The 15,048-nt window shown below is 46.8% G+C and carries 8 protein-coding genes; 5 read left to right on the top strand and 3 right to left on the bottom strand.

Features of this window, described 5'->3' with window-relative positions; all coding sequences use genetic code 11:
- Nucleotides 1–18 precede the first annotated feature (18 nt).
- Nucleotides 19–3,603 (top strand): ATP-dependent helicase, encoded by a 3,585-nt coding sequence (locus ACN083_RS04200; RefSeq protein ID WP_419101567.1) that lies wholly within the window; start codon nucleotides 19–21, stop codon nucleotides 3,601–3,603.
- A 74-nt stretch (nucleotides 3,604–3,677) separates the two neighbouring features.
- Here the strand turns inward: ACN083_RS04200 and ACN083_RS04195 are convergent, their stop codons facing one another.
- Nucleotides 3,678–4,649, bottom strand: coding sequence for a phosphotransferase (locus tag ACN083_RS04195; RefSeq protein ID WP_419101566.1), 972 nt, complete (start codon nucleotides 4,647–4,649; stop codon nucleotides 3,678–3,680).
- Nucleotides 4,650–4,866: 217 nt separating this feature from the next.
- Between ACN083_RS04195 and ACN083_RS04190 the strand changes: the two genes are divergently transcribed.
- Both ACN083_RS04190 and ACN083_RS04185 read left to right on the top strand, forming a co-directional pair.
- Nucleotides 4,867–6,693 carry an ATP-dependent helicase gene (locus ACN083_RS04190; protein ID WP_419101565.1) on the top strand — a complete coding sequence of 609 codons (1,827 nt, stop codon included), beginning with the start codon at nucleotides 4,867–4,869 and terminating at the stop codon, nucleotides 6,691–6,693.
- Nucleotides 6,694–6,701: 8 nt separating this feature from the next.
- On the top strand, nucleotides 6,702–7,286 hold the full coding sequence (locus ACN083_RS04185) for a M48 family metallopeptidase (protein ID WP_419101564.1): 585 nt from the start codon (nucleotides 6,702–6,704) through the stop codon (nucleotides 7,284–7,286).
- Nucleotides 7,287–7,294: 8 nt separating this feature from the next.
- Here the strand turns inward: ACN083_RS04185 and ACN083_RS04180 are convergent, their stop codons facing one another.
- Nucleotides 7,295–8,704, bottom strand: a complete 1,410-nt coding sequence (locus tag ACN083_RS04180) for a zinc-dependent metalloprotease (RefSeq protein WP_419101563.1) — start codon at nucleotides 8,702–8,704, stop codon at nucleotides 7,295–7,297.
- A 212-nt stretch (nucleotides 8,705–8,916) separates the two neighbouring features.
- Between ACN083_RS04180 and ACN083_RS04175 the strand changes: the two genes are divergently transcribed.
- Nucleotides 8,917–10,020: a PDZ domain-containing protein gene (locus ACN083_RS04175; protein WP_419101562.1), complete on the top strand. Its 1,104-nt coding sequence runs from the start codon at nucleotides 8,917–8,919 to the stop codon at nucleotides 10,018–10,020.
- A gap of 105 nt (nucleotides 10,021–10,125) precedes the next feature.
- On the opposite strand, the gene ACN083_RS04170 is transcribed toward ACN083_RS04175, so the two are convergent.
- Nucleotides 10,126–11,730: a helicase HerA-like domain-containing protein gene (locus ACN083_RS04170; protein ID WP_419101561.1), complete on the bottom strand. Its 1,605-nt coding sequence runs from the start codon at nucleotides 11,728–11,730 to the stop codon at nucleotides 10,126–10,128.
- A gap of 239 nt (nucleotides 11,731–11,969) precedes the next feature.
- On the opposite strand from ACN083_RS04170, the gene ACN083_RS04165 reads away from it, so the two are divergent.
- Nucleotides 11,970–14,984, top strand: a complete 3,015-nt coding sequence (locus ACN083_RS04165) for a UPF0182 family protein (protein ID WP_419101560.1) — start codon at nucleotides 11,970–11,972, stop codon at nucleotides 14,982–14,984.
- Nucleotides 14,985–15,048 lie beyond the last annotated feature (64 nt).

The following is a 15,048-nucleotide window of genomic DNA, read 5'->3' as shown; positions in this document are numbered from 1 at the left end:
CGAAAAGAGACGATAAACATGACGGAAAAAACTCAAGAAGACTTCAGCCCAGAAGAAATAGCCAAACTGCTTGGCAAACCAGCGCCCACCCCTGAGCAGTCTGAAATTATTTGCTCAGATTTACGCCCCTGTCTCGTTATTGCGGGTGCAGGTTCTGGGAAGACCGCGACCATGGTCGATAGAGTTATCTGGCTCGTTGCGAACCAAAAAGTGAGACCAGAAGAAATTTTGGGAGTGACCTTCACCCGAAAAGCTGCTGGAGAGCTTCGTGAACGTATCCGTATCGCGCTGAATCAGCTACGTCATCAAGGCATCATCAAAAGAACAGATCGAGACGAAGAAATCACCGACCCTGTTGTCTCAACCTACCATTCATATGCGAAGAGTCTTGTCTCCGACTATGGCCTACGCCTTGGCATAGAACAAGATGCACAGCTCTTAGGACAGGCCCAAAGCTGGCAGCTGATGGCACAGATTGTGGAGCACCTCCAACCAGAGATTGCTTTAGAAGAACTCATGTCTAAAAGTACCATCATCAAAGATGCGCTGACCCTTGCCAGTGAATGTTCTGAACACCTTGTCACACCTGAAAAATTACAACAATGGTGTGAGGACGAAGAACAAAAAGTACGCAATATCAGCGGAAACAGAATCTCTAGTGAACAAAGAAACCTTTTAAAACGTCTTCAACAGCGTCGTTTTTATGCTGGCATCATCCAAGAATACCGCAACGTTAAAAAACGTATGCAAGTGATGGATTACGGGGACCTTGTCTCTTTAGCTGCGCGTATTGCACACGAATTTCCAATGGTGTCAAAAACTGAACAAGAACGCTATAAAGTTGTTCTCCTAGACGAGTTTCAAGACACCTCCCACGCTCAAATGCAACTTTTCTCAGACCTTTTTGGGCATAGGAAAGATTCTCAACGCGAACATGCTGTGATGGCCGTGGGCGACCCGAAACAGTCCATTTATGGTTTCCGTGGGGCTTCTGACGGCCAGCTCTTTAACTTCTACCAGTACTTTCCAACAGCCAACAAAGACACAAAATTCTTAACAATAGCGTGGCGTAATGATGTTTCGATTCTTACCTGCGCTAATACCCTCGCAACACCTTTATCAAAACCTGCAGATTGGTCGAGAGCAAAACCTCTGGGCAAACCTATTCCTCATCTTCAGCCACGTCCAACCGCAGAAGCGGGAAAAGTCCTCCTCGGTGGCTACAACTCAACCGAAGAAGAAGCCCAAGCTATCGCCCAAAAAATCTATGAAGAACGCCACAAACCAGAATATTCTGCGCTCAACGGCAGCATGCCAACGATGGCAATTCTGTGCAAAAAACGGGCAATGATGGAACCCCTCCGCAAAGAACTTGAAGCGTTGTCTATCCCATATCAGGTGGTGGGTCTTGGTGGTCTGCTAGATACCCCAGAAGTCGTCGAAATGGTCTGCTACTTGAGGGTACTCTCTGACCCCGGGCGTTCTGACGCGCTCATGCGAATCCTCAGCGGTGCACGCTGGCGTCTAGGCACCCACGACCTCTTAGCGTTAGGGGACTGGGCACGGCATCTAGCACGCCGCCGTGAACACGCCATCAAAGAAGGCATCCGTGAAAAACTGACCTCGGACGAGACTCCCTCACCCGCCGGCAGTGAAGGAGACGAACACCCCCTCAACACTGTTGAATCAATACTTTCTCGAGCATGCCTTGATAACACCGATGACGCTTCACTAATTGAAGCCATCGAAACGTTGCCTCCAGAAGAATGGGTATCTGCTCAAGGCCGTCAGCTGAGTACAGAAGGACTTAACCGCCTACAACGCTGCGCCGAAGAACTAACAGAGCTCCGTCAATACATGAACGAAGACCTCACCACACTTCTATACGAGATAGAACAGAAAATACTGTTAGACATTGAGTTAGCTGTCAAACCAAATATCAGCTCTCACCATGCACGGCGTAACCTCGACGCTTTCTACGAGTCGGTGGCAAACTATATGCTCACCGCACCGCGCCTTTGGGCAAGTCTTCGAGCAACACAAGAACAACCTCACAACTCCGAGAAAGAATCACCATCAACCTCACAAAAAATTTCACTCTATGCTGGGCTTAGCGGCACCAGCATGGTGAGCGGATTTTTAGCATGGTTAGAAGCCGCAGCCCAAGAAGAATCTGGACTAGAGATGATGGTTGATCCTCCTAGCCGAGAAGCCATACAACTCTTGACAGTCCATGCCTCTAAAGGACTCGAATGGGACCACGTATATATTCCAGGACTATGTGAAGGGGACTTCCCCATCACAAAAGACCAACGCTGGACACAATGCTCTGACTCACTCCCTACTCCGCTACGTGGAGACAAAGACTTTATGCCACCGTGGATTAGCACATGTGAAGATACTAAAGAGCTCAAAGAATCACTAGAGATTTATAAAGAGCAAACTCTCGAATACACTACGACTGAAGAACGTCGCCTCGCCTATGTGGGGGTAACACGCGCTCGCTCACTACTCATGCTGACTCATGCGGTATGGAAAGGCAGTAACAAAACTAAAAATAAGGTATCTACGTTCTGGGAAGAGTTGTACAGACTGACCGAAGGGCACTCTGGTGGGGCAGAAGATTTTGCTTTTGAGGTTCTTTCTACAAGTAGTGTTCCTGAAGAACAAAAAACAAACCCACAATCAGAGAAAATTTTAAGCGCATTATGGCCGTTTGACCCCATCGACGGACCTGTGACATGTAGCTGGGATTCTTTAGAAGAGCTCGAAGAAACTCCCGAACCAAAAATACGAGAACTACACCAACATGCAAAACCATCACGCCGCCAACGGGTAGAGCATGCTGCCCAAGAAATAACGAACTCTATAGAAGAACACTCGTCGCTTGAAGCATCTGATAGTGAAAACCCGCTCATCCGCCAATGGGGCGAAGAAAGTAAGCTACTTTTATCGCTTCTGCAACGTCAAGAGGAAGAAGACCCTCTTGGCATCCCTCAACACCTGAACACGTCAACGGTTGTGTCTCTCATTGACGATCCGCAGAAGGTTCTTGACAATACTTTGCGTCCAATACCGCAGCGGCCGACTATTTCAGCACGTCAAGGAAATCTTTTCCACTCATGGATTGAAAATTATTATGAGAAACCGGCAACCTTAGAATTCGACGAGGAATACGCAGAAGAAGAGAACGACGAAATTATCCATTTTGAGAAGTTCACACAAAACTTCCTCGCAAGTCCCTGGGCCGATATCAAACCGTGGGCTGTAGAGTACCCTTTTGAAACTCCTTTAGCAGGTACTTCTGTCAGGGGTAGAATCGACGCAATTTTTAGGCATGAACAACCTGACGGTAGCGTACGCTGGGAATTAGTAGACTGGAAGACAGGGCGAGTTCCGAACACCAAACAGCTCGCATACCTTAGCTATCAACTTGCCGTATACCGTATTGCTTTCTCACGCCTTCACAACGTTAACCTTACGGATATCGATACAGCATTCTGCTACGTATCTACAGGAGACATCATCCGCCCCGAACATTTAGCGGCTGAAGATGAGCTAGAAAAAATTATCCGTGAGAAATGGAACAGAACCACCAACTAATGTTCTATCTCTCATAAGAAACTGTGGGGTGCATACCCACAATGGTATACACCCCACAGCTTGTATCAGAACTTTTATTGCGGTGGCGCAATCTTAAGAAGACGTAACTCACCAGAGGCAAGAAGCGAATCTTCAAGCTCACGAAGAAGCTCTAACGCCTGCTGGAACATCTCCTCATCTTCACGCTCTACAGCTCGTAGAAGCCACTGCGCCAAGGCAAATTCTGCATAAAGATGAGCACGCAATGACAACGCAGAATCTGGAAGCTGCGGCATCTGCTCAATATATACATTGAGAACTTCTTCAGAGAACCGTTGGTCTTCACACCCTAAAAGCCATGAAAAATCAAGAGCTGGATCGCCAACACACACTTCAGACCAGCCGGTTACGGCGGTGACTTTTTTCTGGTCTAAAACAAGATTATCTTCGTTCAAATCGCCGTGAATCACACGAGGCCTAAATGACCACATCGCATCATCATCAATTTGTTCACGCCACCGCTGAATGAGCAAAGGCGAAATCTTATTGAGAGCCTCAACTCTATCCAACTCTGCACGACGCCGTTCTCGTATCTGCTCCGCCGAATACACCGGAAGATTCGCATCCTCAATAATCGTCTCAGGCATCACATGAATGGTTGCAATGAGACGACCTAAAGCGGTCGCTAAGTTTTCGGTATCTTCTTTTGCATAAGAAGAAATCTCTGCCAACTCATCAATCTCATAGTGAGAACCCGGAATATGAGTATAAATAAATGTTTGCATACCGTTAACAAGAACCGAACCAACAATAGTCGGTACAAGAAACGGTAAACGTGCCCTGAGCCCTGCTGAAAAAGATTGTAGGATGACGTGCTCAGCTTCAAGACGAACGCTTGCCTCGGGATTCTTCGGCGAACGCACACGCCAGCGTTTGCCAGCAGAATCAATGATAATAGCCGAATCAAAGTCTGTCGTATCGTCGGCAGAAGGCAACGCCGCAACAGGATATAAACCTGGTACGCCAGCAGAAACAATAGCAGCAAGTTGAAGGGGAGTAACAGTCACATCACAAGAGTACAAGAGAAATGCCAACACCTCGAACGAACATCGCCAGATAGTCTAAAATAGTGACATCTTTTATACGAAAACTTTATAAAACTATCAGCTATGCCACAGCGAAGAACCGCAATAGCATCCTTCAACGGTGGCTACTGCAAAAACACTGAACTACACTGGAACACAGAACACCCCATCCCATAACGATAAAACGCACAGGAGTCCGATGTCTTTTCTCCCCTTTACTGCAGAATCGACAGCTAACACCCCCCAACACGTACCATACGGTGCTCCTGATTCCCAAAAAATTCTTGAAAACCTCGACCCCGAACAACGCCGAGTTGGTAGTGAACTTGACGGACCCATGTGCGTATTAGCTGGTGCAGGAACAGGTAAAACCCGAGCCATCACCCACCGTATCGCATATGGTATAGCTATTGGACGGTACGTACCTCAACGCGTTCTTGCGCTGACCTTTACCGCACGAGCTGCTGACGAAATGCGTCTTCGGCTCCGTGCATTAGGTGCTGACGGAGTTCAAGCACGAACCTTTCACTCTGCCGCGTTACGACAACTACGCTACTTCTGGCCAAGAGCCGTTGGCGGAACTGAACCAACCCTTATCAGCCACAAAGCACCTCTCATTAGTGAAGCTGCACAACGCCTTCGACTTAGCACCGATAAAGCAACGTTAAGGGACTTTGCTTCAGAGATTGAATGGGCTAAAGTCAACCTACACACCCCTGATACTCTCAACAGCGCGATTAAAGGGCGTTCTCTACCCGCCGGAATAGATGAACAAACGATGGTGCGTCTCTTCCGTGCCTATGAAGAACTCAAAGACGAACGCAACATGATCGACTTTGAAGATGTTCTTCTCCTCACCATTGGAATCCTCGAAGATGACCCATCCATTGCTGCAGAAGTACATAAACAATACCGGCACTTTATCGTCGATGAATATCAGGACGTTTCACCTTTACAACAGCGCCTACTAGATGCTTGGCTGGGAGATAGAGACGACCTCTGCGTTGTGGGCGATGCTTCACAGACCATCTACACTTTTACCGGTGCAACCAGCAGATATCTTCTAGGATTCCGTCATAAATACCCTCACGCACATGTTGTTAAACTGGTACGTGACTACCGTTCAACACCACAAGTAGTTCATCTTGCCAACTCTTTGCTTAAAACTCGACGGGCACTCCCTGACGCAACACCTGGGCGGTGGGCAGAACCTCTAGAACTGATTTCGCACAAACCACGAGGGCCGGAGCCTCAATGGTTTGGATACAACGACGACGAAGAAGAAGCTCGCGGAATCGCTGAAGATGTTCAAGACCTCATTACCAAAGACGGGATTGCCCCCTCTGAGATTGCGGTGCTTTTCAGAACAAACTCACAATCTGCAGCCATTGAGCAAGCCTTCAACGATGTGGGGGTACCCTACCAATTACGCGGAGCTGAACAGTTTTTCTCTCGTCCAGAGGTAAAAAATGCTTACGTACAATTACGCTCAGCAGCAAGCTCTGCCGAAAGCGGATCTGTTGTTCAGAACGTCTCCGATATTTTGTATTCATTAGGATATACACCTCAAGCACCCAGTTCCTCGGGTGCTGTACGTCAAAAATGGGAATCGTTGGCAGCACTTGTTTCTATGGCTGAACGTATGGAACGTGAACGTCATGAAGCTCAAGAGCACAACCCTGACTTACCTGATTTGACCTTGCAAGAATTCGTTGGGCGCCTACATCAACGAATGGAACACCAAGATGCCCCTATCCTCAATGGTGTAACTCTGGCATCTTTACATTCTGCAAAGGGTCTTGAATGGGAGGCTGTATTCTTAGCTGGAATGAATGAGGGGCTTATGCCTATTAGCTATGCTCAAGACGCAGATGACATTGATGAAGAACGTCGTCTGTTATACGTGGGTATTACACGTGCTAAAAGCTATTTGACGTTGAGCTGGTCTCGTTCACGAACACCGGGTGGACGAGGAAATAGACGCCGTTCACGATTCTTAGCGCCGATTGCGCCTATCCCCGAATAGGGATGTGTATGCGAAAGGAACAAGAACGACGGCAGATTATTCCGGCAACAGAAACTCACCCTGAAATAATGGTACGGTTTTCTAATCGTCGGAAGAAAACGATTAGTGCACGTTACCTTGAGGAGTCACAACAGATAGAACTTTCTGTTCCGGCACATAGTACTGCACAAGATCTTGATGAATATATAGAGCGTATTCTTGAGCCGATGATGCGTAAGATACAGCGTAAGGGTCAAGAGCGACGTCACTACTCTTCCGATAAATATTTGCGCGAGCGTGCACGTTATATTCTTGATAATTATCTTCCAGAGTCTGAAGAACCGTTATCAATCCGTTGGGTCAAGAATCAGCACCATCGTTGGGGTTCTGCAACTGTTAGGCAACGGAGCATCCGTATCTCTCACCTGTTACAAGGTGCACCTGAGTATGTGATAGATCAGGTGATTCACCATGAGCTATGCCATTTTGTAGAGCCTAATCATAGTGTTGCTTTCCGGATGCTAGAACGCCGTTACCCACACTATGAGCAGGCAACGGCGTTCTTATCAGGAATGGTGTTTGCTAGTAGAAGTGAGCGGACACCACTCACCTGACGAACCGGCTAGGCTTGTGGCTTATCGTCATCTTCAGAGGTATCTTCTGGCTGGTCGTACCCTCCAGAAAGTAGCTTCTCTAAAGCAGCATCAAACTCATCTTCGCTGGCGGTAACTAATGCCGTACGAGATGCGTATGCTTCTGGGTTATCTAGCTCTTCTAAGGTGGGGAGCATCTCGGGTGCTTCCCATAGTTGGTCGCGTGCTTCCATCCCGTGTTCTTGGGTATAGTGACGCCAAAATTGTGCGGCTTCTCTATTTTTACGTGGATGTAACTCTAATCCAAGGAGGGCAGCAAAAATGTGTTCTGTTGGCCCACCTACTGCATGGCGACGGTTCATGACCTCAGCTAGCTGAGAAGACATCGGAAGGTTCTTCGTGGCATCTTCTGCGACGATGGTAACCCAACCCTCGACCAGCGCTAAGAGTATTTCTAAACGTTCTAGAGCAAGTTTTTGGTCTTCCGTATTTTGAGGGGTGAAGATATTGCTTGAGAACGCAATTTGTAGGGCTTCTTGATCCATGATGTCAATCTGCTCTGCTTCTTGTTGCATGCGTTCAATATCAACATGGATACCGCGAGCATAGCGTTTAATCAAAGCGATGATATCTTCGCGAAGCCACGTGGCTGCTTTATACAATCTGGTGAGTGCAACCTCGCGCACAGCAAGATAAATCATGACTTCTTGCGGTGGAATTTCTAACCCATCGCCAAAGTCTTTAATAGCAGAAGGAAGTAATGCTGAACGTCCTTCTGCCATGGGCAGACCAACATCTGTTGAGGATACGACTTCTTGAGCAAGTCTGCCGATGGCTTGTCCAGCTTGGATGCCGAACATCATGCCACCAACACCAGAGAGAATGTTCGTTTGTCCGCCGAGAAGATGTTTGATTTCTTCAGGAAGTTGCTCCGACATCGATTGGTTCATTGCTTCAGAAAGGCTGGTGGCGATAGGGCCAGCAATTTCTTGAAAAATGTCAAAAGTGTTATTGACGTAGTCAGCTTTAGACCATGATTCTGTGGGGTACCCTGTAGGGCTAAAAGCGGTTGCGGGGTTGACCCATAGTTGAGCGAGCTGAATAGCGTCTGCGACCGCAGATTTTTGAGCCGAGGTGATTTGTGGGTCTTCACCTTGAGCGAGTGTTTGATGAGCATGGCTTCTTGCAAGTTCCCAGTTGACGGGTTCGTCTGTTGAGGTATTAGCAGACATTGATGTGAGTCCTGAGAAGACTGCCGCAATTTGTGCGGGGTCGATGGGAATCCCCATATTTTTCATCTGTTCAGGGTCAAGGGACCATTCTGCTGGGTTGCCTTGTGCTCCTGGAAAACCATTTTCTGAGAGTTTTTTGAAGAACTCTTCAAAAGGGTTAGAGCCGTCGTCAGATGGCATTCCCCACGGGTTATTGTTTGAAGTCATCATCATCTCCCAAAAATGAGTTAGTACGGGTTCAATCTCTATTGCATACTACGTTACCTAAGGAATATCGGTGGTGCGATGTTTTAGGGGGTTAGATATCAAAGCGAGACATAATTCTATGCTAACTCAAAGACAACTGACTCTCTGCTGAGAATCAGCGAATCTTTGCGTCATATCACTGTTGGTAGGAAGAATACAGGTACTCTAGAACAATGCAGTTCCGAGAAAAAATGTTTTCCTTCGCTTCTTTTTCTTCTCATAAGAGGTCACGCCGTGATTCTGTTCAGAATCTATGTGCGTTCTCCACGATTGGACTTGCTTTCTTGGGTCTATGGGTTCCTGTCAATTTTGTGACGGAAGAGCCTGGACCCACGTTTAACACTATTGGTTCATATAAAGATCAACAACTTATCAGTATCGAGGGCGAAAAAACATACCCTGTAACGGGTGCTCTAGATATGACAACTGTGTCTGTTGCTGGTGGACCTAACACTGATATTTCTGCAGTACATGTATTATCGACGTGGCTGATGCCAGATACTTTAGTTCTCCCTAGTGATTTGGTCTATCCTCATACGCTCACTCGTGAAGAAGTGACTGAACAAAATACTGTTGATATGGCAAATTCTCAAGAGGTTGCGCAGGCTGCAGCACTCAAATATTTAGGGAAGCCGTTTAAAGAAAAGATGACGGTAGCTCGACTGACTAAAGATAATCCCAATAGCGACCTTATCAAACCTGGTGATGTTCTCATCTCTTTAAATGGTCAGAAGATTGAGCATTATGAGCAGATTGCTGAGATTTTGTCGAGAACAGGTGATAAGACTCTTGATGCTGTTATCGAAAGAGAAGGGAAAGAAGAACACCTTTCTCTTAAACCTAGCTATGACGAAAAAAATCAAAAATATATTCTGGGGTTATTTCTTGGTGCAACTTATGAATTCCCTTTTAAAGTGAATTATGGGTTAGAAGAAGTTGGCGGGCCTAGCGCCGGTATGATGTTTGCTTTAGGAATTATTGACGAACTAACCGAAAAGAATCTGACCGGTGGAAAACATTTTGCTGGTACCGGAACAATCGACGCTCAAGGTCATGTTGGAGAAATTGGCGGTATCGCACAAAAGATGGTAGGTGCTCGTCAGAGTGGAGCAACAACGTTTATCGCACCCGAAAAAAATTGTGGTGAAGTAATTGGTCATATCCCTGACGGTCTATCTGTTGTTGCTGTATCAACTCTAGATGAAGCAGTACATGCAGTAGAAGGCATCGCGGCGGGAAAACCTGCAGATAGTTTTAGACAATGTACCGATTCATAAGATTTTAGCCATTGTCGTTAAATAATAGGTGGTGTGCTCTAACAATAATGTTGGAGCACACCACCTATTATTTATGTAGAACTCTTCTCAGAAGCATCTAGCGGTTTAGAAGAATCCTCCACCGCGACGGCGTGAAGAACGTTTGGTTCCAAAGATAGAACGTACCAGCTCACGGCCTAGAGTAGAGACGATATTAGTGCCGATACGCATTGCTGCATCGTTACGTTTTTGACGTTCACGTTCTTCTTCTCTCGCAATACGTTCAGCTTCTTTAGCTCGTTCTTTTTCGAGTTTTTCTTGTTCTTTGGCTAAACGTTCAGCTTCTTTTTGCTGTTCTGCATTGAGCGTTTGCTCTTCCTGCTTCTGCTGAGTCTCTGTAAGTTTTTCGTATGCAGAATAAGAATCCACGACTGTCGCATAACGGTCGTTCAATGAGCTTGCCGCAACTACTGAACTGATAGCTTCAGGGGCAGGAGCCATGAGTGATTCTGGTGCAAAAATCTTAGTCTTTGCAACCGGTGAGGGCGCGCCTTTTTCGCTCATGACCGTGACCAAGGCTTCGCCAATACCTGCGCTGGTTAATGCTTCTTCCATATCGTAGGCAGACTTTGGGAAGGTTCGTGCGGTAGCAGTCAACGCTTTTTGATCATCTGGAGTGAACGCACGTAGAGCATGTTGAACACGGTTGGCTAACTGACCTAGTACTTCTGCGGGGATATCTTTAGGTGTTTGAGTAATGAAGAAGAGACCTACACCTTTAGAACGAATGAGTCGAACCGTTTGCGTAATAGCTTCTTTAAACGCTTTAGAGGCACCGTTGAACAGCAGATGTGCTTCATCAAGGAAGAAAACAAGTTTGGGTTTCTCCACATCGCCAACTTCAGGCAACTCTGAGAAGAGGTCTGCAAGAAGCCACATTAAGAAGGTCGAGAATAGTTTAGGATTAGCCTGCACATCTGCTAATTCTAAGATACTAATGACGCCTCGTCCGTCTGGTGCCGTGCGTAGGAACTCTTGGGGCTCGAACTCTGGTTCACCAAAGAACTTTTCCATTCCTTCAGCTTCTAGTGTGACTAATTCACGAAGAATGACGCCAGCTGTTGCACTGGAAATACCACCGATACCAGATAGCTCTGCTTTACCTTCGGGGGAAGAAAGGAACTGAATCACTGCACGAAGGTCAGCAAGGTTATATAATTCTAGATTTTTTTGGTCTGCGTAATGGAAGATTAGTTGCAGAGCAGATTCTTGCGTGGAGTTAAGATCCATCACACGTGAAAGCAGAATTGGGCCAAAAGACTCAACCGTGGCTCGGATAGGGACACCAACACCTTCGCCACCGAGTGTGAAGAATTCTGTAGGGAATGATTTTGCTTCCCATTGTTGGCCCAGGGATGCAGAACGGGCAGCTAACTTTTCACTATTTTCTCCCGGCGCCGCTAGACCAGAGAGGTCACCTTTCATGTCAGCAAGGAATACTGGCACACCCTGTGCGCTGAGTTGCTCTGCAAGAACCTGCAAAGTCTTAGTTTTTCCGGTACCTGTGGCGCCGGCAACAAGACCGTGGCGGTTCATCATAGATAGGGGGAGCGAGACTTTTGCTTCTGGATCGGCCACGCCGTCACAGGTTGCTACGCCTAAGGGGATAGTTTTCCCGTCAAAGGAATACCCATTTTTAATTGCTTCAAGTTGTTGTGCATCATTAGACATGGCTTTAGTATAACGGGATTAACCGCCATATATAACACATCTATTCAGCTGTAACATAATCTATTCAGAGTATTTTCAGGTTGGATGTAAAACCTGTCATCACGGGATGTTCTCGTACCAAAGGCCCTTGTTATTTGGCACAATAGATACATACCTTTGGGCTTGTCTTCTGCTCATAACAGGGACAGCTCTTACGACCGGCGAACTGAATTCGCGACGCAACCATCATCGAGGAAGATGTGAGTACCGGACCTACCTCTCAAAAATCCCGTCCTGCACAACGTAGCAATAGCACACTTGTTATAACAGCAACCATTATTGCTGTTCTCATTGCCCTATTCGTTGCAGGAACCCAAATCTACACGGACGTACTGTGGTATAACCAGCTTGGTTATCTTGGAGTGTTCATCACCGAAAACGTTTATAAGATAGCTGTTTTCGGTGTAGCTGCCCTCATCGCAGGAGTTTGCTTGTGGGCAAGCATGTTCTATGCTTTCTCGCACGGTGAACCACCTAAAATGCCACGTCCTCAAAGACCGCGCCCCACAGCAGAAAACTCTGGAAACAACCCAGACCCCTTCGCTGAGATCCAAGATTTATGGGAACAAAGCATGGGGCGTTATCGTGACTCCGTTGAGCGTCTACGAAAACTGATTCTCATTGTTGTTCCCCTCGTTGGAGCTATCATCGTTGGTAGCGGAATGAGTGCACAATGGGACACCATCGCACTGTTCTTTAACGGGGTCGGATTCTCTCAAGAAGACCCAGAATTTGGTAAAGATCTCGGTTTCTTTGTCTTTTCTCTTCCTTTTTGGAAATTACTCATCGACTTCTTGAGCACTATCGTGATTTTCTCTGCCATTGCTGGAGGAGCCGTACACTACTTCTACGGTGGTATTAAAGTTCTCGATAAAGGCATCGAAACAACCAAAGCTTTCCGCCTTCACGCTGCCGTTATTGCCTGCTTGTATCTTCTGTTACGCGGGGCAAAAATCTGGTTAGAACGTTATATCTCGACCCAAACCACTAGCGGAAAATGGGTGGGTGCGATGTTCACTGACGTCAATGCCATCATCCCTGTGAAAGGTATCCTCGCGATTGCAACATTGCTTGTTGCGGTACTTTTTGCCATTACTGTTGTTACTCAACGTTGGCGTATTCCTCTTGTAGGAACCGCCGTTTTGGTGATTGCTTCGTTACTTGCAGGCAACTTATATCCCACCATTATTCAGCGTTTTCAGGTACGCCCTAACGAACAAGCATCTGAAACTCCTTATATCCAGCGCAATATTGATGCAACACGGGCTGCATACGGTTTAGACAACATCAAAGTTGAAAGCTATGACGCAACCACTGCAACAAATGCTGGTGCACTTACAGGGGAATCTGCAACAGTTTCTAATATCCGTCTTCTGGATCCTAACGTTGTTTCTAGTGCTTTTGCTCAGTTGCAGCAGTTCCGCCCGTACTACCGTTTTGAGCCAACGCTTTCTGTCGATCGATATACGATTGATGGAAAAGTGCAAGACACTGTACTTGCTGCACGTGAGCTGAATCCTCGTCAAACTGAAGGTTCTTCGTGGATTAACCGTCACGTGGTGTATACCCACGGGTATGGGGTAATCGCTGCATACGGTAACCAAGTAGAAGCTGATGGAAAGCCCAAATTTATGCAGGGTGGTATCCAAGCTCAAGGTGAAATTAGCGATACTTATGAGCCACGTATCTACTTTGGTATGAGCTCTCCTGAATATTCCATCGTTGGCGGTTCTCAAAATGATGAGCCTTTGGAACTAGACCGCCCACAAAGTTCAGATGATTCTGGAAACGCAGACGCTAAATACACTTTTAGTGGTAATGGTGGACCTAATATCGGTAACTTCTTTAACCGTCTGTCCTATGCGATTAAACATCAGTCCTCTGATATTTTGCTCTCGGACGCTATCCGCCCTGAGTCTCAGATTCTCTATGACCGTAAACCGACTGAACGTGTTAAAAAGGTTGCACCGTATCTGACGGTGGATGGAAACCCTTATCCTGTGATTGTTAACAATCAGGTGCTATGGGTTATCGACGCATATACGACAAGCGACCAGTACCCGTATTCTCAGGCAGAAGAGCTGCAACGAGCCACCACTGACTCTGAGACAGAATCTGGTGCTACTGCAGCTTTGCCTCAGAAGAAAGTGAATTACATCCGTAACTCCGTAAAAGCTACAGTCAACGCCTACGATGGTTCTGTTACCTTATATGCGTGGGATGACCAAGACCCAGTACTTAAAGCATGGCAGGGAGTGTTCCCTCAGACGGTCAAACCTTATAGCGAGATGAGTGCAGACCTCATGGCTCATATGCGTTACCCTCAGGACCTGTTTAAGGTTCAGCGTGAAATTCTCAATAAATATCACGTGACGAATGCTGGTAGCTTCTACGCTGAAGACGATGTATGGTCTATTCCTAACGACCCAACAGTTAAAGCTGCTCGTCCATTGCCTCCGTACTATCTGTCTTTGCAGATGCCTGGTGAAAAGGATGCTTCTTTCTCTCTTACCAGTAGCTTCATCCCTCAGCAGTCGGACTCTAATACCCGTAACGTGATGTATGGGTTCCTTGCTGCCAACGGTGATGCCGGAACTGGAAAAGATGGTGTGAAGAGTGAAGAATACGGCAAGCTCACTCTTCTGGAGTTACCTCGTTCTTCTGTTGTTCCTGGTCCTGGTCAGGCGCAGAACGTGTTTAACTCTGATACTGAAGTATCAACTGAGCTGAATCTGCTACGGCAGGGCGCTTCATCCGTTATCAACGGCAACTTGCTGACTCTACCTGTGGGTGACGGTATCTTATATGTTCAGCCAGTTTATGTGGAGTCTTCTGGGGATGCGGCGTATCCGACGTTGCGTCGTGTGTTGGTAGGTTTCGGCGAGAAGGTAGGATTTGCTCCTACTCTCGATGAAGCGTTGAATGAACTCTTTGATGGATCTTCTGGCGCACAGACTGCTGCGGACGCTGGGGTGGATCCTTCGAAAGTTGATTCTGACACAGCAGAAGGAAGTTCATCCGGCGAGTCAAAAACTTTAGCGGATGCTCTTCAACGTGCAAATCAGGCACTTAAAGATTCTGATGCTGCACGACAAAAAGGCGATTGGTCTGCATATGGTGAAGCTCAGAAGAAGCTTGACCAAGCAATTAAAGACGCGTTGAAAGCTGATGGGGTAGAAGTGGAGCAATCTGCTGATAAGCCCACTGATAGCTAACAGGCGTTTTGAAAACAGCGTTGAATCGTTCTATAAGGTTGTGGCGTTGTTTTGCTCAGGGGTT

The organism is Rothia sp. CCM 9418, assembly GCF_048512825.1.
Classification (GTDB): domain Bacteria; phylum Actinomycetota; class Actinomycetes; order Actinomycetales; family Micrococcaceae; genus Rothia.
This window is presented reverse-complemented; position numbering and strand designations above follow the sequence as displayed.

Coding starts and splice junctions, on each gene's coding strand:
- ACN083_RS04175 (WP_419101562.1), top strand. CDS start 8,917: ATGCAGTTCCGAGAAAAAATGTTTTCCTTCGCTTCTTTTTCTTCTCAT.
- ACN083_RS04170 (WP_419101561.1), bottom strand. CDS start 11,730: ATGTCTAATGATGCACAACAACTTGAAGCAATTAAAAATGGGTATTCC.
- ACN083_RS04180 (WP_419101563.1), bottom strand. CDS start 8,704: ATGACTTCAAACAATAACCCGTGGGGAATGCCATCTGACGACGGCTCT.
- ACN083_RS04190 (WP_419101565.1), top strand. CDS start 4,867: ATGTCTTTTCTCCCCTTTACTGCAGAATCGACAGCTAACACCCCCCAA.
- ACN083_RS04200 (WP_419101567.1), top strand. CDS start 19: ATGACGGAAAAAACTCAAGAAGACTTCAGCCCAGAAGAAATAGCCAAA.
- ACN083_RS04185 (WP_419101564.1), top strand. CDS start 6,702: ATGCGAAAGGAACAAGAACGACGGCAGATTATTCCGGCAACAGAAACT.